Source organism: Gulosibacter sediminis (assembly GCF_023370115.1).
In the GTDB taxonomy this organism is placed as follows: Bacteria; Actinomycetota; Actinomycetes; order Actinomycetales; family Microbacteriaceae; genus Gulosibacter; species Gulosibacter sediminis_A.
In genome coordinates this window covers 306,401-328,919 of sequence record NZ_CP097160.1, presented here as the reverse complement: position 1 = coordinate 328,919, position 22,519 = coordinate 306,401, and the positions used below count along the sequence as shown (strand labels likewise).

Below are 22,519 nucleotides of genomic sequence, written 5' to 3'. Positions count from 1 at the left end.
GCAGGAGCGCCAATGACGACCCCCGACCACGCCGCCGCGGTGCGAAGACTCGAGGACGAGGCGCTCGAGTTCACGCGGCAGCTGATTCGCATCGAGAGCATCAACACGGGCGACCTCGCGACGATCGGTGACGGCGAGACGCGCGCCGCGAGGCTCGTGCAGGAGTGGCTTGGCGAGGTCGGTATCGAAGGTGAGTTCTTCGAACCGCATCCCGGCCGCGGCTCGTTCGTCGCGCGCGTGCCGGGGAGTGACCCTTCGGCGCCCGCGCTGCTCGCACACGCGCACCTCGACGTCGTGCCGGTGGATGCGCGCGACTGGGCCGCGCCGCCCTTCGGCGCCGAGGTACGCGACGGGTTATTGTACGGCCGCGGCGCCGTTGACATGAAGCACTTCGCTGGCACGCTCGTGGCCGTGGTGCGGCACTTCGCACGCACGGGTGTGCGGGCGCGGCGCGATCTCGTACTCGCGTTTCTCGCCGATGAGGAGGCGGGCGGAGTCTGGGGCTCGCGGTGGCTCGTGCGCAATCGGCCCGAGTTGTTCTCGGGCGTGACCGAGTCGATCAGCGAAGTCGGCGGGTTCTCCGTGCCCTTGGATGCGTCGGGCCGACGCGCGTACCTGCTCGCGACCGGCGAGAAGGGCCCGGCGACCGTGGCGCTGACGGCGCGCGGGTCGGCCCGGCATGCTTCGGGGCTGTCGTCGGAGAACACGGTGGTTGCGCTGGCCGAGGCGGTCGCGCGCATCGGGGCGTACGAGTTTCCGGTCGCGCGCACGCGTGCACTCGAGGCTTTCCTGGATGCGTTTGGTCGCGCCCGCGGCCGCGCGTTCGACGAGGCGACGCTCGAGGCCGAGCTCGCGGGGCTCGAGATCGCCGGGCCGCTCGTCGGTGCCGGCCTGCGCACGACCGCGACCCCGACCGTGCTCGAGGCCGGCGGCAAGCCGAACGTCGTGCCGGGGCGTGCATCCGCGCTCGTCGATGTGCGGGTGGTTCCGGGGCAGGACGAGCTCGTGCGCGCGACACTGCGCGAACTCGCGGGGCCCGATGTCGAGATCGAGGAGCGCGCCTGGTACCGCGGCACGGAGTCGCCGGCGTCGGGGGCGTTCGTTGAGGTGCTGCGCGAGGCCATCGACGTCGAGGATGCGCAGGGCGAGGTCGTGCCATACATGCTGCCCGCGAGCACCGACAACAAGCACTTCTCGACGCTCGGCATTGCCGGGTACGGGTTTACTCCCCTGCGCGTGCCGCTCGACTTCGACGTGTTCGCGCAGTTCCACGCCGCCGACGAGCGCGTGCCCGTCGAGGCGCTGCAGTTTGGGGCGCGCGTCACGGCGCGTGTATTGGAGCGGGCGTAGTGGCGGGTGCTGAGGGTGCGCCTGGCCGGGCCGGGGGTTGGCGAGTGATCCGCTCGCTGCGCGACCGTAAGTCGACCCCATGGGCGAATGGCCTCGGATCGACGACCGAACTGGTCGGCCTCGACGAGGAGGTGCCGGGAATCGATCGCGACGGCCGCCGGTGGAAGCTCAGCGTCGCGGACCTCGAGCAGCCCGCAGACTTCTCGCCGCTGCCGGGGCTGCAGCGCACGTTCGTGCCGGTGGGCGCATCCGTTTCGCTCGAGGTTGACGGGCGTCTCCATCGCGTAGACGACTGCGTGCCACTGAGGTTCGACGGCGGCGCGACCACCGTGCTCGTCACGCTCGACGCGCCGTGCAACGCCGTGAACCTCATGGCCGAGCGTGCCGAGCTCGACCTGCAGGTTGCCGCGTCGGCAGCGGATGCGCCGGGTGCGTTCGCACTCATCGCGCTCACCGACTCGGAGCGGGTCTCGCGCTTCGACCTGCTCGTCCCTGGCGGCGACCTCAGCGACGAAGACCTGCCCGAAAGCCTCGGCGCGCTGGTCGTCTAACTTCCGACACCGCGCGCGTAACTCGTCGCCGTCTTGCGGGCATCGGGTGTCCCCGATGTCCCACTTTGAGGCACTGGAAGTGGGATTCCGGGGACACTCGATGGGGCCGAGCCGCCTGCAGCGGACGCCGTTAGTCGCAGGTGCCGTCGATTGAGCAGGTGGTCGCGGTGACCGCCCCGCCAAGCAGACCGTCGAGGCCCTGAATCGCGGGCAGCTGCGCTGGCGACTCGCTCCCGTCGGATGCGATGGTCGCGCCATCATCGTCGGCATCGGCCGCGCGGTTCGTCGCCGCTTCGGTCGCGGCGTCGCCGAAGTCTTGCGCCGAAGCGATACGCGGCTCGCTCACTTCGCGGCCTGCGCATCCTGCTCGGCCACGAGTGAGCGCACGACCTGGCGGAAGGTGTCGAGCGGCAGCGCGCCCGGCGCCGTGTACTTGTGGTTGAAGAGGAAGAACGGCACGCCCTGGGCGCCGAGCATCTGGGCGCGGCGGGCCTCGTCGGTGACGTCCTGGTCGAAGTCGTCGCCGGCGAGCACCTCGCGGGTGCGGGCCTCGTCGAGGCCCTGCTGCTCGGCGCTCGCGACGATCTCGTCTTGGTTGAAGGGGTTCACGTCGCCGGCGAAGTAGCGGCGCTGCAGGTCAAGGAAGAACGCGTCGCCGTCGCCGCCATTGTCGATGACCGCCTGGCGCACGCGGTGCAGCGGGCGCGTGTTCGCCATGGGGCGCTCGGTCGCGTAGGGGCGTCCGATTTCGTCGGCGAGGCCGTGGATCTGCTGCTCCATCTGCTCGATCTGCTCGCGCGGCATGCCCTTGCGGCGGGCGAGGTGGTCGACGTTGGTCTCGCTGCCGTCGCCGACGGGCGACGTCGGGTCGAGCTCGAAGGCGTGCAGCTCGATCTTGAAGCGATCGCTGAGGCCCTCAGCTTCGAGGGCGTCGTGGAGGCGCGATTCGCCGATGTAGCACCACGGGCAGACGACATCGGTCCAGATGTCAATGGCGATCGGCTCGGGGGTGGCCTGCGTGTTCGAAGTCATGCCCGTAGCAACGCGCCGCGGGCCGCGAGCATTCCCGCGGCCGCGGGGTCAGAAGAACACGCGCCACCGCTGGAAGATGGCAAAGTTTGCGAGGCACGCGATGAGGCCGATCATGCACACCGTCATGACGATGAGGAAATAGCTGGGCGGCACTAGCGAAAGCGCGCCGAGCACGGTCGCCGCCACGGCCTTGATTCGCCCTGGCGAGGCTGCCGGCTGCTCCGCCTCGCTCTGCTGACCAACATCGCTCATGCGCGTCACCCTAGCCGCGCATCCGCAGGGCGGGATGCTCCGACTACGTCCACCACGTCCAGGGCTGGAAGTAGGCGAGCACGACGAGGCAGGCAACGGCCCCGAGGATGCACAGCGCGAGGCCGACATTCGCCTTCGCACCCTGCCGCTTCGCCCAGATCGCGAGCCAAATGCCGACGCCGGCGAGGATCACGCCGACCGGTGCCATCGGAATCGTGAGCAGCCCTAAGTAGCCGATGAGCGACTCGGGGTTCAGCTGCTGGAGCAGCCCGATGACCAGGAAATACACGGGCGGAATCAACGACACCGCGCCCAGCACGATCGCGGCCACGGCCTTGCCATGCGCCGGCTTGGCTGCCTCGCTCGCTGGCGCGACCGGCTGCAGAACTTCGCTCATGCGCGTCATAGTAGCCCCGCATCCGCCGCCCCAAACCGAGCACAAGATTGCAGTTTCATCACCGATCCGACGAGCCGCGCATCCGTCTGCCGCCGACCACCGAACTTGGCAGGAATCAAGAAGCCGCGCCCACCCGCCGCGCCATAGCGTTGCAGCCATGAAGATCAACATTCACTACGCGTTCCTGCCCCACACCGACCCCGAGGCATCGCTGAAGTTCTACCGCGACGCCCTCGGCTTCGAGGTGCGCCAGGATGTCGGCTACGAAAACATGCGCTGGATCACCGTCGGTCCGACGAACCAGCCCGAAACCTCGATCGTGCTCACTCCCCCGGCAATCGACCCGGGCCTCACCGACGCCGAGCGCGAGACCATCCTCGCAGTCATCGCGAAGGGCGCGTACGGCGCCATCACCTTCGCGACCGAAGACCTCGACGCCCTCTACGAGCAGCTCGAGGCCGCTGGCGCCGAGGTCGTGCAGGAGCCGACCGACCAGGACTACGGCGTGCGCGACTGCGCATTCCGGGACCCGTCGGGCAACCTCGTGCGCATCAACCAGCTGTAGTCGTGTGCGCCCCGTGGATGCGGCCGTGGCAGAATCGCGTCATGGCCAGCTCTGATTCGCAGCAGCTGCGCGACCTCGTTGCCATGCGCCGCATCCGCGATCGCATCGACCGCGAGTACGCGCGGCCGCTCAACGTCGATGCGCTCGCGCACGGGGCGAACATGTCGGGCCGGCACCTCGCGCGCGAGTTCAAGCGCGTGTTCGGCGAGACGCCGTACTCCTATCTCATGACCCGCCGCGTCGAGCGCGCCATGACGCTGCTGCGTCGCGGCGACCTCAACGTCACCGAGGTCTGCTTCGAGGTCGGGTTCTCGTCGCTCGGCACCTTCAGCACGCGTTTCACCGAACTCGTCGGCATGTCGCCGAGCCGCTACGCCCGCGAGCGTGCGGACGCGACCGAGGGCATCCCGCACTGCCTTGCACGGCAGGTGTCGCGGCCGATTCGGCGCGACCGCGTATCGTGAACCGCCCTCCCACGCCCCAGCGCGCATAGGTCTTGCGTTTGGGCCCACTTTCGGGCCGACATCGCGCTTCGATAGAGCGAACCGCAACGCGTTGGCTGGCGTGACGCGCGCAGCGCACAATAGTGGCATGTCTGCTGAGTCGCGTTTTCCGAAGTCGGTCTATTCGGCGGGCGAGGAGCCGGATGCGCGCTTCACGCTGTCGAACGAGCGCACCTTTCTCGCGTGGATGCGCACCGCGATCGCGCTGATCGCCTGCGGCATCGCGCTGCAGTTGCTTGGCCAGCAGCTGCACGAGGTGATGCGGATGCTCGCGGCCGTCGCGCTCGTGCTCACCGGCATCGTGCTCGCGGTCGCCGCGTGGTTCTCGTGGATGCGCACCGAGCGCGCGCTGCGCCGTGACGAGCCGCTGCCGCGCACGCCACTCGGGCTGATCCTGTCGATTTCGGTCGCGGTGTCGGGCGCCTTGCTCGTCGCGGCGATGTTGCTATGACGCTGCACTCGTACGACCCCGACGACGTCGCGTTGCCGCGAAGCGAGACGCGGTTTGCGTGGCAGCGCACCGCACTCGAGATCGGCATCTACTCGCTGCTCTGGTCACGGCTCATGCTCGGCCGCGCGGGCGAGGACGTGCTCGCGCTGCTCGGCTACCTCGGCATCGCCGCCGCGGCCGCGCTGTATCTCGGCGCGAGCATCCGGCACTCGGGGCGCCGGCCGGTGTTCAATCGTGCGCCCTGGCTGCAGTTGGCGCTGCTGCTCGGGACGGTCGGGGCCGGCGTCGTCGCCCTCGTCGTGATCGCGCTGTCGGTACTGCCGCAGGCGGTCACGCCGTAGGTCGGGCCGCGCGTATGGGTGGTGAAGGCGGTGCACAAGCCACGTTCGATGCGGTTTCCTACGGTCGTCATTTCTGCCGCTGCCATCTCCGCGGCACCCATCTCGCGCCACAGAAAACGCGAAGAGGCCCCGCACGCGGCGGGGCCCCTCAGCGAAAGCGACTAGATGCGGGCGACCGCGCGGCGCGCGCCCTCACCGAGCGAATCGAGCTTCGCCCAGGCGATCTGCGGGTGGATGCGGCCACCGAGGCCGCAGTCGGTCGACGCGATGACGCGCTCGGGGCCGACGATCTTCGCGAAGCGCGCGATGCGCTGCGCGACGAGGTCAGGATGCTCGACGAGGTTCGTCGAGTGGCTCACGACACCTGGCACGAGCACGAGGTCGTCGGGGATGATGGCCTTGTTCTCTTCCCAGATCTCCCACTCGTGCTCGTGGCGCGCGTTCGCGGCCTCGAACGACACCTGGCCGACGTTCGCTGAGAGCACGGTCTTGAGGATGTGCTTCAGCTCGATGTCGGTCGTGTGCGGTCCGTGCCACGAGCCCCAGCAGAGGTGCAGGCGCACGAGTTCCTTCGGCAGGCCCTTGATCGCCTCGTTGATCGCGTCGATGCGAATCTGCGTGAACGCGAGATAGTCCTCAACGCTCGGTTCGGGGTTGATCTGGTCCCAGTTCTCGGCGAGCGACGGGTCGTCGAGCTGCACGATGAGGCCGGCGTCGGTGACGGCCTTGTACTCCTCGTGGAGCGCGGGGATCCAGGCGTCGATGTGCTCCTGCTCGGTCGCGTAGAAGTCGTTCTGGATGCGCGCGGCCGAGCCGGGCGCGATCGCGGTGATGAAGCCGCGCTCGCCGGCCTCGAGGGCCGAGCTGAGGTTGCGCACGTCGCTGGCAATCGCATCCTGGCCGACATACTCGATCTCGCCGGTCGTCGCCGGCCACTCGGTCGCGTTCTTGCCCGTGCCCATGCCGCTGTTCGGGTCGGCGTAGGCCTCGGCGAAGATCGTCCAGTCGCGGCGGTCGGGGAACGACGTGAGCTGCACGTTGCCCGGCGTCGAGCGCACGGGCTCCTGCGTGAAGGGGTTGTCGCCGGTGAGCGAGAGACCCTTGTTGCGCTGGAACGAGTAGGTCCACCAGGCGCCGTAGTCGACCGGGCTCGACATCGCCTTGCCGAACTCACCGTCGCCGGGCTGCGTGATGCCGAGCTCACGCTGGCGTGCGACGACGTCGCGCACCGCCTCGGTCACGAGGGCGTCGTATTCGGGCGTCGACTGCAGTGTGAAGCCGTCGTCAGCGACGGTGCGCGCCGAGTTGGCGTCGATGAGCGCCTGCGTGCGGGGCAGGCTTCCAGCAGTGGTGGTTTCGATTTTCGTCATAGTGCTCAAAAAGTATCGAAGTACCCCGATATTTCTGCGGATTGTGACGCCGTGCGACGTTGCACGGCGATTGGGGTGGGGCCGCGCCCGGTCGCTAGCATGAGGGCATGAGCAGCAGCGACCCGATCGACGATGTCCAGATCGAAGGCGACATGATTCGTCTCGGGCAATTCCTCAAGTTCTCGGGGCTGCTCGACACGGGCGGCGACGCGAAAGAGGTCATCGGCGAAGGCCACGTGCGGGTGAACGGCGAGGGCGAGACGCGCCGCGGCCGACAGCTGCACGACGGCGACGTCGTCGAACTCGGGGGACACGGGGTGCGGGTGCGCGCCGGGGCGTGAACGGCGGCCAGCACTGCGCTGGCAAGCCTGCTTCGCTCGTGCGCTGACAATTGACGCTGCAGCCAATAACTGGCGCCGTTATGACAGCAACAGTGGTCGCTTGAGGCGCCGCTGGTGTCTCTGTTCAAGACCCCGCCCGCCCGGGGTTCCCGGGCGGGCGGGGTCGCTGCTACAACTCGGTGGTCGCCGAAGTGCCGGGGCCGTCGGAGCCCCGGATCTTGGCGGCCAGGATCTTTACCGCCGCGATGACCTTGTTGCCCTCGACTCCCCAGAACTGGGCCGACTCGGGCACAACCTTGAGCAGCCCGAGGTTGGGGTCGTCCTTGCCCCCGTCGAAGTACGCGGCGACCTGGCCGTCCCAGAGTTCCTCGACCTTGGCTCGGTCGTCCACGAAGTTGGCCGTGCCCGAGACCGAGAGCCACGACCCCGTGTCCGCGAAGGCGAGGTTCACCTGCGGGTTCTCGCGGATTGCATCGGCTTGATCGCCCTGTAGCCCGATGAAGAACCAGGCAACTGCGTCGTCGTCAATCGCCTGCGCTGTCATCGGATGCGCGACGATCTTGCCTTCCTTCGTTGCGGTGGAGAGCATAAGGATCTGCTCGCCTCGCATGATCTCGAGAACCTGCTCCCTGCTCAATTCGTCCTGCGTACCCATGACGCCTCCCTAACGATCGAAATTTCGCCGATTTTACGAAGACTGCCTTACCGGGTACTCAGACACTGACTCGACGTACTTCAGAACCACGGAACGACCAATTGCCCAGCCTTGGACCGGCGAGACCGCTGTCCGCGCACCTCACGACCCGCGACTGGCGCTGCTGCAATCAACTGGCGCGATCAGGACGGCGCCATGTGTCGCTGGCAGTGCCAGTGGCGGCTGGCGGTGCCAGTCGCACCCGGGCGGCCCACCCACGATTCAGGCGACGGCGGCACCGGTCACCGCATGACAAAGGCCCCGACTCCTCAGCGTTTCGCTGAGAACTCGGGGCCTTCAACCTGGCGGTGACGGTGGGATTTGAACCCACGGTGGAGTCGCCCCCACACAACATTTCGAGTGTTGCACCTTCGGCCGCTCGGACACGTCACCAGCGTCTATTTTAAGCACATTTCTCAGTGCTCGCGCAACTTATGTTTTGCCGAGTTTTGGCGAGGGCCGGATGTGGTGGTCTGGCGGGCGCGGATGTCGCGGGCTCGGCGGGCCCCTCGGCTCTACTGAGGTCACCGCCGAGCCCGCGACCCCGCCCGCCCCACCAGCAGCCCCACCCCACGCCCGCGAAACCACGCCTCGGTACGATGCCACCAGGCCACCGCCCGCGCACGACCGCGAAGGATGACGACGACTCGATGACCTCCGACCGCACGAACGCCCCTGCTCGCCGGTCTCCGAGACTCGCCTGGATCATCGCCGGCGCATCCGTCGCCATCGTCGTGCTCATCGCAGCCATCGTCTTCGCGCCCCACGACGCGACCGAGACCGGCCCGACCGACTCGGGCACCGCATCCGACGCCGCGACCCCAACCCCGACGCAGAACATCGCCGAGCAGCTCATCGTTCCGGGCTACGACCCGAACCCCGGCACATTCGCATTGCCCGACGCATCTGGGCTCTCGGCCGAGCCGATCACCGCGAACTTCGCGCTCGCCGACGACGCGACCGCCTGGGGCGGCACCTTCGGCCTCAGCTTCGAGGCGACCGAGCTCGCAAATCCGGCCTGGAACAGCGACAACTCGAACCTCACGACGACCCTCGCCGCGCTCGGCAACCCCGTGCTGCGCTTCGGCGGCAACAAGGTTGACCGGCGGATGTGGTGGACGAGCACCGACGAACCCGCGCCCGAGTGGGCCGAGGCGACGGTCACTCCGGCCGACCTCGAGCGCGTCGCGGCGGTCGTCGAGGCGGTTGATGCCGACGTCACGCTCGTCGTCGACCTCGGCCACAACGACCCCGAGCGCGCCGCCGACATGGTGAAGTACGCGACGGCCGCGTTCGGCGACCACCTGCTCGCGATCACGATCGGCAACGAGCCGAATGGCTACTCCCCCGAGGCGCAACCCGACCTCGCGGTGCGCGGCGACGACTGGGACACCGACGCCTACCAGGATGCGCTGGTCGAGCACTCCGACGCGATCGACGCCGAGACGCCGGGCACGAACTACGCCGGCCCGGGCGCCTACGACACGACCTGGCTGCGCGCCTACACCGAGTCGGATCTGCCGAACAAGACCGCGGTGACGATGCACTGGTACCCGCTGTGGCGCTGCGACGCGACGAGCAACCGGTCGTCGACCACGACCATCGAGAACCTCACCTCGCCCGCGCTGCGCGAGAGCGCGCACAAGATCCTCAGCCTCGGCAAGGGCGTCGCCGACGACGCCGGGCTGCCGTTCTGGGTCGAAGAGACGGGGCCGACCTCGTGCTCGGGCGGCAACGAGACCTCGCGCACGCACGCCCAGGCCCTCTGGACGAGCGACTACGTGCTCACCGCCGCCGAGATCGGCGCCGAGCGCATCGCGTTTCACTCGATGCTCGGGGCGTGCGATGGCGGCGCCCCGATGAGCCCGGTCTGCGCGAGCGGCACGGTCGACGAACCGGGTGAAGTGATCGAGGGACGCTCGAACTTCCTCGCGCTCATGCTGCTGAGCTGGGTGCCTGACGGGCAGGTGCTCACGCCCTCCGTGAGCGGCGACGGCAGAGTGATGGTGCACGCCGTCTACGGCGACGACGGCTCGCTCACGTACGTCATCGTCGACATGCGCGACCCCTCGGCGACGGATGCGCTCGCGCCAGTTTCGTTGCACGCGCCCGAGGGCTTGGGGGCGGATGCGCCGGCCGCGTGGACGCCCGACTCCGGTTCCCAGCTCGCGAGCGATTCCCTCGACTCGACCGAGAGCACGCTGCCCGCGATGGCGCCGGTGCAGGCCGAGCTCGCGGGTGCGACCCTGACCGCGGATGCGCCGCTCACGGTCGCGAGCACGCCTGGCACCACGACCGTGCTCACGTTCGACGACGCGGCGTCGCACGCCGACGGCGACGGCCCGACGGCGACCGCTTCGGCTACTCCGTAGGGGTGGGATGCGCGGTCGCGGCCCTCGCACACGTGCCGCCGCGCACATCCGTCGACCGCGGCCACATAGTGTCGCCGATGTCCCACTTTTCGCGCGAAAAACGGGACAACGGGGACACCCTGCGCCGCGGCCACCTATCCACAGGCCAACCCCATGTCGCAGGCCGCAACTACGCTGGAGGCATGGCCACGAAGAGCAAGCAGCGCAACACCTATGAGTGCACGGAGTGTGGCTACGAGTCGATCAAGTGGGTCGGCCGCTGCCCCGAGTGCCAAGCGTGGGGCACGGTCATCGAGAAGGGCACGCCCACCGGCATCGAGGCCCGCGCGCAGGCCCTCGCGCCGCGCCACCGGGCGGTGCCGATCACTGAGGTGCCCGCATCCGAGGTCGCGCAGCACCAGCCCACGAGCATCGGCGAGTTCGACCGCGTGCTCGGCGGCGGCATCGTGCCCGGCGCGGCCATCCTGCTCTCGGGCGAACCCGGCGTCGGCAAGTCGACGCTGCTACTCGAAACCGCATCGCGCATCGCAGCGACCGGCGCGCGCGTGCTCTACGTCTCGGGCGAAGAATCGGTGAACCAGGTGCGGATGCGCGCCCAGCGCACGCACGCCCTCCAGCCCACGCTGCTGCTCGCGAGCGAGACCGACCTCGGCACGGTGCTCGGCCACATCGAGCAGACCGACCCGGCCCTGCTCATCCTCGACTCCGTGCAGACCATCGCATCGGCGAACGTCGACTCGCTCGCCGGCCAGCCGAGCCAGGTGCGCGAGGTCGCGACCGCGATCATCCGCGCCGCGAAGACCCGCAACATGCCGGCGATCCTCGTCGGCCACGTCACGAAAGACGGCAACGTCGCCGGCCCGCGCCTGCTCGAGCACCTCGTCGACGTCGTCGCCCACATCGACGGCGACCGCCAGACTGCGCTGCGGTTTGTGCGCACGCTCAAGAACCGCTTCGGCCCCACGGATGAGGTGGGCTGCTTCGAGATGTCGGGCGACGGCATGGTCGAGGTGCCAGACCCGTCGGCGCTGTTCGTGAGCCAGCGCGACCAGCCCGTGGCCGGCTCGGCGATCACCGTCGCGCTCGAGGGCAAGCGCGTGCTGCCCGTCGAGGTGCAGGCACTCGTCGTGCACTCGCAGGCGCCAAATCCACGCCGCGTCACGAACGGCGTCGACTCGAACCGCGTCGCGATGATCCTCGCGGTGCTCGAGCGGCGCTGCGGCATCCAGCTCGCGAGCCACGACGTCTACGTGTCGACCGTCGGCGGCGTGCGCCTCACCGAACCGGGCGCCGACCTCGCAATCGCCGTCGCCCTGAGCTCAGCGCAGAAGAACCGGCCGACGAAGCCAAACACGGTCGTCGTCGGCGAGATCAGCCTGGTCGGCGAGATTCGGCATGTGTCGTCCGAGAAGATGCGGTTCGCCGAGGCGAAGCGGCTCGGCTACGGCAAGCAGTTCGGGCCCGAGCACGGCACGGTCACGAATGCTGTCGACCTCGCGCTTGACCTCGAGCTTGGCGGTGGCCGCAGTGGCGGCGGCCGTAACGGTGGAGTCAGAGGCAGCGGCAGCGGCAACAACAGTGCCGGCAGCAACCGCAGCGGCAACAACAGCAACCGCGGCACTAACGGGAACCCCGGCGGCAACCGCAACGGCAACCACCTCCGCCCGGTCTAAACCGCCGCTATTGCAGTTCGAAGAACACGGGCTCCGACGAGATGCCGCCGATCGACACCGTGAGCGAGTAGTACGCGCCGCCGCCGACCGCGGCGGGCCGCGAATCGGAGTCGCAGGTGTCAGTCGTCGAGCGCTCGCGCACCCACTCGATCGCGGGCGACGTGACTTCCTTGCCCGGCGTCAGCTCGACGACCTGGCTCGTGCCGTCGGACTGGCAGTCCGTCGACGTCCAAATCGTGTCGTCGCCCGACTTGATCGTGTAGATCTGCGCCGACGTGCCCACGTCCATCCGGCACGGGCTGTCGCTCGTGTTCACGAGCTTCATCGAGAGCTGCGGCAGCGCGTCGGCCGCGTACGTCGCCGCGTCCGTGATGGCCGTGACCGTCACGTCGCCCTCGGTGCAGACAGCCGGGGTGTCGTCGGTCGGCTCCGGGGTTTCGGATGCGGTGGCTTCCGGCGACTCGGTCGGCTCGGCTTCGCTCGTGGTCGCGTCCGGTTGTGCGGTCTCGGTCGGGCTCGGCGCCGCACCGGTTGACGTCGGGTCGTCGCCGCCGCGGAGCGCCCCGAACAGCGAAACGACGCCCCAGACGAGCAGCGCGATGACGATCACCGCGAGCACGAGCGCGACGAGCCGCCGGCGCCGATACACCGCGGCGCTCGGCTTGCCACCCCGCTGCCCAGACATGTGAGAAATCGTACGCAACCCGGCGCCGGCCGACGCGATCCCACACCGCGGCCCCGCGCATCCGCCCCTGACCGAGCCCAAGCCCAAGCCCAAGCATTAGCGATACGGCCAACCATTAGCCGTAGACCGCTCGTCACTCGCGCCAACGCTAATGACAACCCCACGCACCCGCCCGCCGCTGCACGGGCTGCACGGGCTGCACGGGCCACGCGCGCAACCCGCCCAACCCCCACGGAAACCGCCAGCGGCGGCCAGAGCCGAAGCTCCGACCGCCGCAGCGGATCGCCCGAAGGCGTGTTACTTACGCGTCGTTGTTACGACGGCGCAGCAGCATCAGGGTGCCACCGAGCGCGAGGGCGATGACGCCCGCCGCGATGCCCGCGAACATCGCGGTCTCGTTCGCACCGGTCGTCGCGAGCTGGTCGCCCGAGCCGTTGTTGCCGGCCGCCGGCACGGTCGAGGTGCCGTCGGTCGAGCCACCGTCGGTCGCCGCACCGGTCTCGTCGCCAACCGTGAAGGTCACGGTCGCCGAGAGGTCACCCTGCGTGGCAACGATGGTGTAGGTGCCGGCCGGCCAAGGCAGGTTGTCCTCGATGACCGCGCCGGTCTCCTGGTCAACCGTCTGGTAGGTCAGCTGACCGCTGATCGTGCCATCGGCGTCAGCGAGCACCGAGTCAACGCTCTGCGCGTCGCCACCGTCAACGCTGATCGCGATGTCGACGGCCTCGTTCGCGGCGAAGTTCACGCCGACGTAGTTGACGCCATCGGCCGACTCGGCCGTGGTGTAGTGCTCCTGCTCGGTGACGAGCTGGGGCTCCTGCGATTCGGTCTCCGACGGGGTCGGCGCCGGGGTCTCGGTCGACGGGGTGGTCGGCGGCGTCGTGGTCGGCGGGGTGGTCTCGGTGGCCGCGGTCACGGTCAGCGGGAGGTTGACGGTCGAGCCCGAGGGCTGCGCGACGACCTGGATGGTGTAGTCGCCCGCCGCGGTGTCGGCCGGAACCGTGAAGGTCACGTCGGCAGTGGTGGTCTCGCCCGCGAGGGTCGAGCCGGTCACAGTGCCCTCACCGATGACGTTGCCGTCGAGCAGCACCTCAACGGTGGTGTTCGCGACGAGGTCGAGCGAGTGCAGGTCAACGTCGGTGACGGTGATGGTCTGCTCGGCGCCGGCCTCGATCGACGGCGCAGCGCCGTCCTCACCGAAGTAGCCGTCGATCTGGAAGCCGTTGCGGGTCTGCTCGGGCTCGAGCAGCGTGCCGGGGAGGCTCTCGACGTACTGCACGAACGCGTCGAGGTCGACCGAACCGGTGTCGTAGACGCCCTCGTTGTTGTTCAGCGAGAGGAAGTTGTCGCCACCGGCCGCGAGGAACGACGGCATGACGACCTTGTAAACCTGCGCGTCATCGAGGGCAACGCCGTCGATGTAGACCGAGGTGATGTGGCTGCCCTGCGTGGTCAGCGGGTCGTCCGAGGTCGAGCCGGTGTAGCTGTAGTCGACGTTCGACGAGAGGCCGAGCTGCAGGTAGGGGCGCGACGGCACGGTGCCGTCGGCCTGCAGCTGCCACTGCTCCTCGAGCACGTTCTTGAGCTCGGCGCCAGTGATCGAAACCACCGAGAGGTTGTTCACGAACGGCAGCACGACCTGGCCGTCCTTGTAAGTGAGGGTGCCGTCGCCCGCGATGTCGGCGCGCATGCCGCCCGGGTTCATGATCGACAGGTCGGCGTCGAGCGCCTCAGTGCCGACGCTCTGCGCCCAGAGCATCATCGAGTCGGCAACAACGCTGCCGAGGGTCGACTCCTGCGCGCGGTTGTCTTCGACCGTCACGGCGCCGGTGGCGTCGTAGGTCTTCGCGCGGGTGATGTCTTCTTCAACGACACCGATCTGCTCGGCGCCGAGCACCTCGGCCTCGGCGAGCGCGGCCTCCTGGATGCCGACGACGGTGTTGTAGACCGCCTGCGAGTCAGCCGACAGGGTCGACGCGTCGACGCGCGGGGTCTCGCCATCCTCGAGGAAGGTCGGGACGACCGACGACGACGAGCTCACGACGTTGCCGTCAGCGTCGACGTCGAGCACGATCTGGCCGACGTTCTCGGCGTACTGACCGGCCTGAACCACCTGACGGATCTTGCCGTCAATGTTGGTCTCGTAGTTGTAGGTCTGGTGCGTGTGCGCCTCGTAGATGGCGTCGACGTCAGCCGACGTCTCGGTCGCCATCTTCGCGAAGGTCTCGTTCGACGAGTTGTCGTCGTAGCTGCCGCTCGAGGGGCCACCCTCGTGGTACGAGGCGATGATGATGTCGGCTTCGCCGTTCGACTCGTCGCCGTCGGAGAGCTGCGCGGCAACGTCGTTCACGGCGTCGACCGGGTCGGTGAAGCTGAGGCCCTCGATGCCCGCGGGGCTCACGCCGGATGCGGTGGACTGCGTCACGGCGCCAACGACGGCGACGGTGTGGCCGGCAACCTCGAAGGTGCTGTACGCGTCGAGCAGCGGGGTGCCATCGGCCTTGATGACGTTCGCGGCGAGCAGGGTGCCGAACGTGTCGCGAATCGCGAGCGCGTCTTCCTGGCCCTTGTCGAACTCGTGGTTACCCGAGGTGTACGAGTCGACGCCGAGCGCGACGAGCGCGTCCTTCGAGGGCTGGTCGCCGGCGACCGACGACTCGAACTCCGAGGCGCCAACCTGGTCACCGTTGCCGATGATGATGCTGTTGTCGGCGCCGAACGTGTCCTGCACCTGCAGCACGTTGGCGGCAAAGGCGTCGACCTTCGTGATGCGACCGTGGAAGTCGTTGAAGCCGATGAGGTTGATCTGGGTGGTGCCTGCGGTGGGCTGAATGACCTCACCGGTGTTGAGCGCTTCGGCGTTTGCCGGAGCAACGAATGCGGTGGCAGCCAGCGCGAGGCCGAGGGTGGCCGCGACACCGCCCTTCACCATCGGGGACTTCTTAGCCACAAGGCCTCCTAGAACCGTGATACGAACGCATGTACTTTTCCATGCTGAGGTAACGCTCAGGTAAAGCCAAGGGTCTTCTCACTATTTGATTCGCAACGGCAGGATGCGCGACCCGGCCGGGCGGCCCGAGTCGCGCATCCGCGGGGTCGCTACGCGGGCAGCAGCGCCGACGAAACTTCCGAGAGCGACGCGAGCTCCGCATCCGTGAGCTCGAGCGTGGCGCTGGCGACGAGGCCGGCGATCTGCGACGGCTTCGACGCGCTCGCGATCGGCGCGGCCACGGTGGGCTGCTGGCGCAACCACGCGAGGGCGGTCGAGGCGATGCTCGCGCCGTGCTCGCTGGCGATGCGCTCGAGCTCGTCGATGATTCGCAGGCCCTCGGCCGTCGCGTACTGCGAGGCGCCGCCGGCGCGCGGCGACTCCCCCGCTTCGACGGGCTCGCGGTACTTGCCGGTGAGGAAGCCGCTCGCGAGCGAGTAGTACGGCAGGATGCTCAGCTCGTGGCGCTGCGCCGTGGCGAGCAGCGGGCCCTCGACGTCGCCGCGGTGCACGAGGCTGTACTGCGGCTGGAGCGCCACCGGCTTCGCGGCACCGGTGTGCTCAGCGATGTCGAGCCACTGCTCGACCTGCTCGGCAGAGTAGTTCGAAAGGCCGATGTTGCGGATGAGTCCGTCGCGCACGAGCGCGTCGAACGCCGCGACGGTCTCCTCGAGCGGGGTCACGTCGTCGGGCTTGTGTGCATAGAAGAGGTCAATGGTTTCGACGCCGAGGCGCTGCAGCGACTGCTCGGCGACCGCGCGCACGTTGGATGCGGTGAGCTGCGGGCCGCCCGGCTGCATGCCGACCTTCGTCGCGAGCTGTACGCCCTGGGGCTTGCGCGCCGCGATCCACTCACCGATCGTGCGCTCGCTTTCGCCGCCCGAGTGTCCCGGCACCCAGTGGCTGTACGAGTCGGCGGTGTCGATGAGCGTGCCGCCCGCTTCGGTGAAGGCGTCGAGCACGGCGAAGCTCGCGTCGCGGTCGGCTGTCCAACCGAAGACGTTGCCGCCGAGGGCGAGCGGGAAGATTTCGAGGTCGCTAGAACCGATGCGCGTTGTGGTCATGATTGCCTCAACAGCGGGGATCGGTCGCGCATTCCGGCGAACCGACCCAAGACGTGACGTGCCCGGATGCGGTCGCGGGCTATCGGGGCGTGCCCGCGGCGTCGCGGTAGCGATTGGCGAGTGTCGCGAACGCTTCGGCGAGTTCGGGCGGGTGGAGGACCTCCATCGGCGCCTCGAAGCGGCCGAACGAGGCGGCGAGCGCTCCCCATGACCAGGATCCTGATTCGAGCACGCACCGTCCTTCGCCGTAGGCTCGCACCGCGCCGTCGCCGGCGAACGGGAGGACCTCCTCAACGGGGAGGTCAAGGATGACGGTGCCGCGGTACGGCCACTGATTGACGTCGGAGCCCTTGAAATGGGCCAAGACGAACTCGTGCACGTCGCCGCCCGGCGCCTCGCGCGGAGTGAAGCGCGAACCCGTCGGGGTGCGAGGCGCAATCCGATCGACGCTGAACGTACGCCAATCGTCTCGCTCCAGGTCCCACGCGAGCAGGTACCAACGGCCCTGCGCGGTGACGAGGTGATGCGGCTCGACCCGCCTCGGTGGGAGGAATGAATCATCTGCCGACGCGACGCGCGGGGCATAGTCGAAGCGAAGCACCTCTCGGGCGCGGATTGTCGTTGCCAGTGACAGCAGCACCTCGATCGAGATCTCACCAGGAGCGCCTACACCCGGACGCTGCCGAATCGCAGTGACCTCGAGCGCATCGAGGCGGCGGCGCAAGCGGGACGGCATTACTTGCCGCATCGTCGCCAGTGCCCGAATCGCACCCTCACCGATTTCCGCCCCTACGACGGTGGCGGCCTGCAACGCGACTGCGATCGCGACGGTCTGGTCATCGTCGAACAGCATCGGCGGCAGGTCGCTGCCGGCCGCGAGCCGGTATCCCCCATCGCTGCCCATGGTCGCGTCGATCGTGTAGCCCATTTCGCGAAGGCGCTCGACGTCGCGCCGCACCGTGCGGGCGCTCACCTCAAGCCGTTCCGCGAGCACCGAGCCAGGCCAGTCGCGGTGCGTTTGCAGCAACGACAGCAGTTTCAGGAGTCGCGATGTCGGGGTGGTCATGGTTGAACCTTACGACTCAACTAGGACATGATTTGACCTAGTGGCCTGCGAGGCTCGAATTACCGACCGAGACCGGTCGATATTCAACGCTAGGAGCAGCCATGAGCATCCAAACCACCACCCACCTGAACTTTCGCGGCGATGCACGTGCAGCGCTCGAGTTCTACGGCTCCGTGTTCGGCGGGCACGTCGTCATCAACACCTACGCCGACTTCGGCATGCCGGCCGAGGTCCCCGGCGCCGACAAGGTCGTCTTCGGTCTCGTCGCCGCCGACAACGGTTTCCGCGTCATGGGCTACGACATCCCTGGCCAGACCGAGGGCGGCATCGCCGGCAGCGGCGCGACCCGCCGCGAGAACCACACCACGGTGACCGACCAGGCCCTGTTCGTCTCCATCAGCTCCGACAGCCTCGAGGAACTGCGGGGTTACTGGGATGCGCTCGCGGCGGGCGCCACGATCGTCGAGCCGCTCGCCGCATCAGCCTGGAGCGCCGGCTTCGGGATGCTCACCGACCGGTTCGGCGTCACCTGGAGCGTCACCGTCACCGCGAACTGACCTCTCCCGCATGGGTGTCGCGGTTAGCCCGATTTTCCGGCGGAAACGGCGGCGGCGGCCGGAGTCGAAGCTCCGACCGCCGCCGCGGATCACCCGAAGGCGACTGGCTTACGCCTCGTTGTTACGACGGCGCAGCAGCACGAGCGCTCCGCCGAGCGCGAGCGCGATGACGCCCGACGCGATGCCCATGAACATCGCGCTCTCGTTCGCACCGGTCGTCGCGAGCTGGTCGCCCGCGTTGTTGGTGCCGTCGGCCGGGATGCTCGTGGCGGTCGCGGGGTCGGTGTCGCTCGGGTCGCTGGTCGCGGTCGCCGAGGCGGTCGCGGTCGCGGTGCCGTCGGTCGCCGCAGCGTCCTCGCCAACCGTGAAGCTCACGGTCGCCGAGAGGTCGCCCTGCGTCGCGACGATCGTGTACGAACCGGCCGGCCAGGGCAGGTTGTCCTCGATGACCGCACCGTTCTCGGAATCAACCGCCTGGTACGTCAACTGGCCAGTGATCGTGCCGTCGGCGTCGGCCGTGAGCGACTCAACGCTCTGCGGCTCGCCACCGTCGATCGAGATCGCGATGTTCACCGACGCGTTCGCGGCGAAGTTCACGCCGACGTACTTGATGCCCGCGGCCGACTCGGCGGCCGTGTAGTGCTCCTGCTCGGTGACGAGCTGGGGCTCCTCCGACTCGGTCTCCGAGGCGGTAGGCTCCGGGGTCTCGGTCGACGGGGTCGTCGGCGCGGTGGTCTCGGTCGGATCCGGCGTCTCGGTCGGCTCCGGGGTCGGGGTCGGCTCCGGCGTCTCAACCGGCGTCGTTGACATGCCCACGATGATCGGGTTGTGGTCCGATGCGCGGTACGGGCTCTCGTCGTAGAAGTTCGTGACGTTCGCGTTGAAGCGGCTGTACTCGAGGGCGATCGGCTCGTAGGCGTTGATCGTCCAGATGTCCGAACCGTTCATCTGCTCGGCGGCGGCCGGCGAGAGCAGGATGTGGTCGAGCGAGCCGACCGTACCGATCTTGCCGCCGGTCGCGAGCTCCGAGGTGTAGAGGTAGCTGTACTCCGAGCCGTCCGATGCGACCGGCACGTAGCCCGCGTCGGTCAGCGTCGTCACCGGCGCCTCCATCGAGTACGAGTTGAGGTCACCCGTGATGAAGAGGAGGTCGGTCGACTGCTCGGCCTGCTGCGCCTCCGCGAACTCGAGCAGCGCCTGGGCCTGGCGCACGCGGTCGCCGTTCCAGCCGCCCGTCGCCGAGGCGGGGTTGCCGTCGTCGTTGTTCGCGTTGTCGCCCTCGCCCGAGCCACCCTTCGACTTGAAGTGGTTCGCGATGACGACGAAGTGCTCGTCCTCGTTCGCAACGGGGGCGAAGGTCGCGGCGAGCGGCGCGCGAGCGTTCACGAACGCGCTGTCGTCGAGAATCTCGGTCGAGCCATCGACATAGCTGACCTCAGCATCCTGGTAGATGAACGCGGTACGGATGACGTCGTCACCGTTCGCGGGCACCGTGTCGGGCGAGGCCACGTACGACCACTTGTCGCTCCCGGCGGCGGCGTTGAGCTCGTCGACGAGGTTGGCGAGGGCCGCGTCGCGGTCCTGACCGAAGTCGCTCGAGTCCTCGATCTCCTCGAGTGCGATGACGGATGCGTCGAGCGCGTTGATCGCGTTCACGATCTTCACCTGCTGGCGCTCGAAGTTCTCGGTGTCGTAGGCGCCGCGGACGGTGCAGTCGTTCGCCGTCGTCGGGTTGCCCTCGCGGTCGGTGTAGTAGGCACAGCCGGCCTCGTCGGTGCCGAGGGTCGTGAAGTAGTTGAGCACGTTGAACGAGGCGACCGAGTAGTCGGAACCCGAGAAGTCGACCGGCGCATCCTCACGCACCTCGCTGAAGCTCACGGGCGCGTTCTCGGCGCCGACGACCTGCTGCTGCGGTTGGAAGCGCCACATGTCGAAGCCGTACGAGACGATCATCGGCTGCTCGAAGCTCGCGGTGGCGCCGACCGTGACCGGCGTCTGCAGGCTGAGGTAGGGCAGCGGCGAGTTCTTCGCCGTCGCGTTGCTCTGGTAATTCCAGCTCGAGCCGTCGTCGAGCAACACGGCGCGGGCCGTGTTCTCGTCGACCTGGGCCTGCGCCTCGGCCGAGCCGGGAGCACCGACCTCGGTCGCGTTCACGAGCGGGCCATCGCCGAAGGCCAGACCGACCTCGCCGTAGCTGTTGAGCGTGTAGTTGTCGGTCACCGTGTAGGTGCCCTGCGGCGTGACGAGCATGCCCTCGTAGAGTTCGCGCTCGTCTTCGGTGGTCGGCCACGCGGCGAGCTCAAGTGGCTCGACGGTGCCGAGCGCGTCGACCGCGGTGATGTTCGGCTGCACGAGCTGGGTGAGGCCGTAGTACTCGTTCGGAGTACCCGTGACCTGCACCGAGTCGCCGATCGCGACGGTCGGCGCGTTGTTCGTGTAGACGAAGATGCCGTTCGAGGCGTCGTCGGCCTGCTCGACCGGTTGGCCCGCAGCATCCGTCGTCGGGGTCTGCAGGTAGAAGCCGTTGAGGCCGCCGGTGGTGTACGACGCGGTCACGACGCCGCAGGTGGTGACGGCCTGGTCGGTCGGCAGCGGGGTCGATGCGCCCGTGCCCTGGATCTCCGAAATCGCGACGTCGCACTCGGCGGGGTCGGTGGGCTCGGTCGGGTCGGTCGGCTCGACGGGGTCGGTGGGCTCGGGGGTTTCGTCGCTGTCGTTGAGGGCACCCGGGGTCGGGTCGGCGGCGGCGAAGTCGGCGCTGTTGTCGTCGGTGTCGACGCCGTCGGGGATGCGCTGGGCCGAGGTCGAGTTGCTCAGGCCGGGTGCGGCCGCGGTCTCGAAGGCGTTGCCGCCGACCGTGCCGAAGCCGACGAGGTCGACGATGGCGCCCGAGGCGTCGGTGAGGTCGACCGCGCCGTTCGAGGCGCCAAGTGCGAACTCGCCTTCGACGTCGACGGGAACGTCGGCGGCCGAGGTGTTGCTGCCGTAGGCGCCGCCGACGACGAGCGTGGCGCCCGGCTCGATGGTCGTGCCCGCCGGGATGGTGACGGTGTCGCCCTGCGGGTTACCCGAACCCGAGTAGCGGACGACTTGGTAGCCGCCCAGGTCGATTGCAGCGTCGGTGGGGTTGTAGAGCTCAACGAAGTCGCGGTTGTAGGGGGCGCCGCTGTTGCCGCCACCGCCGTAAACCTCGTTGATGACGACGGTCGAGCCGTCGGCCGCAGCGGATGCTGGGTCGGGCTGGCCGAGCGAGGCGACGGCGCCCGCTCCCAGCACGACCGCGAGCGCCGCAGCACCAAGCTGCTTGATCGAGATGCGCACGAACAGATTCCTCACAGTAGAAAGACGAAACTGCTCGAGAGAGTATGGGGCCGCGGCAACGAATCGGTAACGACCCAGGTAGCCGGATTCTGAACTACAGGTGTCGTGCGGGTGAAGCCGGGTGCCTGGCCGCGCGCCGCAAAGTGTCCCCGGAATCCCACTTTTCGCGCGATTTTTGGGATGTTGAGGACACTAGGCAGCGGAATCCGGCGGCTGCCCACTCGGGTCGACCCCGCGCAGCATCGCCGTCCTTGCCTGCTCTCGCCGTGTGTCCCTAAAAGCCCACTTTTCGCGCGAAAAGTGGGATGTCGGGGACACTAGACCGCGCAAGCCGGCTGCCGCGCACCCAACGCGACCCCGCGCATCCTCGCCGCCCTTGCCGGGCCCACTAAACGAGCCGACCCAAGCCCGAACCGCTTACGCCCGCGCCATCTCCAGCAGCATCCGGGTGTTGCCGAGGGTGTTCGGCTTGACCCAGGGCAGGTCGAGGAACTCGGCGGTTCCGGCGTCGGGCGAGTGGAGGATCTCCTTATATACGTCGTGGTCGACAACGTGCTCGCCCACGGCCTCGAAGCCGTGCCGCCCGAAGAACTCCGTCTCAAACGTGAGGCAGAACAGGCGCGTCAACCCGAGCACGTGCGCGCGCTCAATCAGCCCCTCAAGCATCGTGTGACCAACGCCCATACCGCGCACCTCAGGGGTGGTGGCGATCGAGCGCACCTCCCCCAGGTCGCGCCAGAGCACGTGCAGCGCGCCGCAGCCGACGATCTTGCCGTCAAGCTCGGCGACCAGGAATTCCTGCACAGCCTCGTAAAGCACGACGAGGTCTTTTCGCAGCAAGAGGTTGGTGACCATCATCGGTTCCAAGACGTCGCGAATCGCGACAACGTCATCCGTGCGCGCTTGACGCACCACCAAGTTCTGCATCCCTTCATGGTAGTTCGG

22 protein-coding genes and 1 tRNA gene are annotated in these 22,519 nt (G+C 68.4%); 10 read left to right on the top strand and 13 right to left on the bottom strand.

Going from position 1 to position 22,519, the window contains the following annotated elements; all coding sequences use genetic code 11:
• The first annotated feature begins 12 nt into the window (after positions 1-12).
• Both M3M28_RS01425 and M3M28_RS01420 read left to right on the top strand, forming a co-directional pair.
• Positions 13-1,350, top strand: a complete 1,338-nt coding sequence (locus M3M28_RS01425; RefSeq protein ID WP_249387082.1) for a M20/M25/M40 family metallo-hydrolase — start codon at positions 13-15, stop codon at positions 1,348-1,350.
• A 44-nt stretch (positions 1,351-1,394) separates the two neighbouring features.
• Positions 1,395-1,901, top strand: coding sequence for a HutD family protein (locus M3M28_RS01420; RefSeq protein WP_249387081.1), 507 nt, complete (start codon positions 1,395-1,397; stop codon positions 1,899-1,901).
• A 130-nt stretch (positions 1,902-2,031) separates the two neighbouring features.
• Here M3M28_RS01420 and M3M28_RS01415 read toward each other — a convergent pair whose 3' ends face one another.
• Genes M3M28_RS01415 through M3M28_RS01400 form a run of 4 tightly spaced genes read right to left on the bottom strand, consistent with a single transcriptional unit; the run spans position 2,032 to position 3,582 of the window.
• A complete protein-coding gene (locus M3M28_RS01415) occupies positions 2,032-2,247 on the bottom strand; it encodes a hypothetical protein (protein WP_249387080.1) in 216 nt (71 codons plus the stop codon).
• Positions 2,244-2,933 carry a DsbA family oxidoreductase gene (locus tag M3M28_RS01410; protein ID WP_249387079.1) on the bottom strand — a complete coding sequence of 230 codons (690 nt, stop codon included), beginning with the start codon at positions 2,931-2,933 and terminating at the stop codon, positions 2,244-2,246. Before M3M28_RS01410 ends, M3M28_RS01415 begins: the two co-directional genes overlap by 4 nt.
• Before the next feature lie 48 nt (positions 2,934-2,981).
• Positions 2,982-3,185 carry a hypothetical protein gene (locus tag M3M28_RS01405; protein ID WP_249387078.1) on the bottom strand — a complete coding sequence of 68 codons (204 nt, stop codon included), beginning with the start codon at positions 3,183-3,185 and terminating at the stop codon, positions 2,982-2,984.
• Positions 3,186-3,228: 43 nt separating this feature from the next.
• Positions 3,229-3,582, bottom strand: coding sequence for a hypothetical protein (locus tag M3M28_RS01400; RefSeq protein WP_249387077.1), 354 nt, complete (start codon positions 3,580-3,582; stop codon positions 3,229-3,231).
• 157 nt (positions 3,583-3,739) lie between these two features.
• Between M3M28_RS01400 and M3M28_RS01395 the strand changes: the two genes are divergently transcribed.
• From M3M28_RS01395 to M3M28_RS01380, 4 genes are all read left to right on the top strand, one after another.
• A complete protein-coding gene (locus tag M3M28_RS01395) occupies positions 3,740-4,147 on the top strand; it encodes a VOC family protein (RefSeq protein ID WP_249387076.1) in 408 nt (135 codons plus the stop codon).
• A gap of 41 nt (positions 4,148-4,188) precedes the next feature.
• Positions 4,189-4,611, top strand: a complete 423-nt coding sequence (locus M3M28_RS01390) for a helix-turn-helix transcriptional regulator (RefSeq protein ID WP_249387075.1) — start codon at positions 4,189-4,191, stop codon at positions 4,609-4,611.
• Between the two features lie 127 nt (positions 4,612-4,738).
• Complete coding sequence (locus M3M28_RS01385) at positions 4,739-5,101, top strand: YidH family protein (protein WP_249387074.1); 363 nt, start codon at positions 4,739-4,741, stop codon at positions 5,099-5,101.
• Positions 5,098-5,442, top strand: a complete 345-nt coding sequence (locus M3M28_RS01380) for a hypothetical protein (protein WP_249387073.1) — start codon at positions 5,098-5,100, stop codon at positions 5,440-5,442. The genes M3M28_RS01385 and M3M28_RS01380 overlap by 4 nt, the downstream gene beginning before the upstream one ends.
• A gap of 161 nt (positions 5,443-5,603) precedes the next feature.
• Here the strand turns inward: M3M28_RS01380 and M3M28_RS01375 are convergent, their stop codons facing one another.
• Positions 5,604-6,812, bottom strand: coding sequence for a cobalamin-independent methionine synthase II family protein (locus tag M3M28_RS01375; RefSeq protein ID WP_249387072.1), 1,209 nt, complete (start codon positions 6,810-6,812; stop codon positions 5,604-5,606).
• A gap of 107 nt (positions 6,813-6,919) precedes the next feature.
• On the opposite strand from M3M28_RS01375, the gene M3M28_RS01370 reads away from it, so the two are divergent.
• Positions 6,920-7,153 carry an RNA-binding S4 domain-containing protein gene (locus M3M28_RS01370; RefSeq protein WP_249387071.1) on the top strand — a complete coding sequence of 78 codons (234 nt, stop codon included), beginning with the start codon at positions 6,920-6,922 and terminating at the stop codon, positions 7,151-7,153.
• Between the two features lie 169 nt (positions 7,154-7,322).
• On the opposite strand, the gene M3M28_RS01365 is transcribed toward M3M28_RS01370, so the two are convergent.
• Both M3M28_RS01365 and M3M28_RS01360 read right to left on the bottom strand, forming a co-directional pair.
• On the bottom strand, positions 7,323-7,808 hold the full coding sequence (locus tag M3M28_RS01365) for a pyridoxamine 5'-phosphate oxidase family protein (protein ID WP_249387070.1): 486 nt from the start codon (positions 7,806-7,808) through the stop codon (positions 7,323-7,325).
• A 342-nt stretch (positions 7,809-8,150) separates the two neighbouring features.
• Positions 8,151-8,240: transfer RNA gene (locus M3M28_RS01360), tRNA-Ser, on the bottom strand.
• Positions 8,241-8,446: 206 nt separating this feature from the next.
• Between M3M28_RS01360 and M3M28_RS01355 the strand changes: the two genes are divergently transcribed.
• On the top strand, positions 8,447-10,219 hold the full coding sequence (locus M3M28_RS01355; RefSeq protein WP_249387069.1) for a hypothetical protein: 1,773 nt from the start codon (positions 8,447-8,449) through the stop codon (positions 10,217-10,219).
• Positions 10,220-10,401: 182 nt separating this feature from the next.
• The gene (gene radA / locus M3M28_RS01350) at positions 10,402-11,892 is read left to right on the top strand and encodes a DNA repair protein RadA (protein ID WP_249387068.1); all 1,491 of its coding nucleotides are present in this window, start codon (positions 10,402-10,404) and stop codon (positions 11,890-11,892) included.
• 7 nt (positions 11,893-11,899) lie between these two features.
• Here the strand turns inward: radA and M3M28_RS01345 are convergent, their stop codons facing one another.
• From M3M28_RS01345 to M3M28_RS01330, 4 genes are all read right to left on the bottom strand, one after another.
• Positions 11,900-12,577, bottom strand: a complete 678-nt coding sequence (locus M3M28_RS01345; protein WP_249387067.1) for a hypothetical protein — start codon at positions 12,575-12,577, stop codon at positions 11,900-11,902.
• Between the two features lie 301 nt (positions 12,578-12,878).
• Positions 12,879-15,527 (bottom strand): 5'-nucleotidase C-terminal domain-containing protein, encoded by a 2,649-nt coding sequence (locus M3M28_RS01340; protein ID WP_249387066.1) that lies wholly within the window; start codon positions 15,525-15,527, stop codon positions 12,879-12,881.
• A 149-nt stretch (positions 15,528-15,676) separates the two neighbouring features.
• Positions 15,677-16,630 carry an aldo/keto reductase gene (locus M3M28_RS01335; RefSeq protein WP_249387065.1) on the bottom strand — a complete coding sequence of 318 codons (954 nt, stop codon included), beginning with the start codon at positions 16,628-16,630 and terminating at the stop codon, positions 15,677-15,679.
• Positions 16,631-16,709: 79 nt separating this feature from the next.
• Positions 16,710-17,696 (bottom strand): helix-turn-helix transcriptional regulator, encoded by a 987-nt coding sequence (locus tag M3M28_RS01330; protein WP_249387064.1) that lies wholly within the window; start codon positions 17,694-17,696, stop codon positions 16,710-16,712.
• Positions 17,697-17,797: 101 nt separating this feature from the next.
• Here M3M28_RS01330 and M3M28_RS01325 point away from each other — a divergent pair, with 101 nt between their 5' ends.
• Positions 17,798-18,253, top strand: a complete 456-nt coding sequence (locus M3M28_RS01325) for a VOC family protein (protein ID WP_249387063.1) — start codon at positions 17,798-17,800, stop codon at positions 18,251-18,253.
• 108 nt (positions 18,254-18,361) lie between these two features.
• Here the strand turns inward: M3M28_RS01325 and M3M28_RS01320 are convergent, their stop codons facing one another.
• Together M3M28_RS01320 and M3M28_RS01315 are read right to left on the bottom strand one after the other, a co-directional pair.
• The gene (locus M3M28_RS01320) at positions 18,362-21,589 is read right to left on the bottom strand and encodes an ExeM/NucH family extracellular endonuclease (RefSeq protein WP_249387062.1); all 3,228 of its coding nucleotides are present in this window, start codon (positions 21,587-21,589) and stop codon (positions 18,362-18,364) included.
• A gap of 402 nt (positions 21,590-21,991) precedes the next feature.
• Complete coding sequence (locus M3M28_RS01315; protein ID WP_249387061.1) at positions 21,992-22,501, bottom strand: amino-acid N-acetyltransferase; 510 nt, start codon at positions 22,499-22,501, stop codon at positions 21,992-21,994.
• Positions 22,502-22,519 lie beyond the last annotated feature (18 nt).

Bases quoted from the DNA above. Each gene is read 5' to 3' on its own strand.
- M3M28_RS01425 (WP_249387082.1), top strand. From the start codon at position 13: ATGACGACCCCCGACCACGCCGCCGCGGTGCGAAGACTCGAGGACGAG.
- M3M28_RS01410 (WP_249387079.1), bottom strand. From the start codon at position 2,933: ATGACTTCGAACACGCAGGCCACCCCCGAGCCGATCGCCATTGACATC.
- M3M28_RS01405 (WP_249387078.1), bottom strand. From the start codon at position 3,185: ATGAGCGATGTTGGTCAGCAGAGCGAGGCGGAGCAGCCGGCAGCCTCG.
- M3M28_RS01400 (WP_249387077.1), bottom strand. From the start codon at position 3,582: ATGAGCGAAGTTCTGCAGCCGGTCGCGCCAGCGAGCGAGGCAGCCAAG.
- M3M28_RS01395 (WP_249387076.1), top strand. From the start codon at position 3,740: ATGAAGATCAACATTCACTACGCGTTCCTGCCCCACACCGACCCCGAG.
- M3M28_RS01390 (WP_249387075.1), top strand. From the start codon at position 4,189: ATGGCCAGCTCTGATTCGCAGCAGCTGCGCGACCTCGTTGCCATGCGC.
- M3M28_RS01385 (WP_249387074.1), top strand. From the start codon at position 4,739: ATGTCTGCTGAGTCGCGTTTTCCGAAGTCGGTCTATTCGGCGGGCGAG.
- M3M28_RS01380 (WP_249387073.1), top strand. From the start codon at position 5,098: ATGACGCTGCACTCGTACGACCCCGACGACGTCGCGTTGCCGCGAAGC.
- M3M28_RS01375 (WP_249387072.1), bottom strand. From the start codon at position 6,812: ATGACGAAAATCGAAACCACCACTGCTGGAAGCCTGCCCCGCACGCAG.
- M3M28_RS01370 (WP_249387071.1), top strand. From the start codon at position 6,920: ATGAGCAGCAGCGACCCGATCGACGATGTCCAGATCGAAGGCGACATG.
- M3M28_RS01365 (WP_249387070.1), bottom strand. From the start codon at position 7,808: ATGGGTACGCAGGACGAATTGAGCAGGGAGCAGGTTCTCGAGATCATG.
- M3M28_RS01355 (WP_249387069.1), top strand. From the start codon at position 8,447: ATGCCACCAGGCCACCGCCCGCGCACGACCGCGAAGGATGACGACGAC.
- radA (WP_249387068.1), top strand. From the start codon at position 10,402: ATGGCCACGAAGAGCAAGCAGCGCAACACCTATGAGTGCACGGAGTGT.
- M3M28_RS01345 (WP_249387067.1), bottom strand. From the start codon at position 12,577: ATGTCTGGGCAGCGGGGTGGCAAGCCGAGCGCCGCGGTGTATCGGCGC.
- M3M28_RS01335 (WP_249387065.1), bottom strand. From the start codon at position 16,630: ATGACCACAACGCGCATCGGTTCTAGCGACCTCGAAATCTTCCCGCTC.
- M3M28_RS01330 (WP_249387064.1), bottom strand. From the start codon at position 17,696: ATGACCACCCCGACATCGCGACTCCTGAAACTGCTGTCGTTGCTGCAA.
- M3M28_RS01325 (WP_249387063.1), top strand. From the start codon at position 17,798: ATGAGCATCCAAACCACCACCCACCTGAACTTTCGCGGCGATGCACGT.
- M3M28_RS01315 (WP_249387061.1), bottom strand. From the start codon at position 22,501: ATGCAGAACTTGGTGGTGCGTCAAGCGCGCACGGATGACGTTGTCGCG.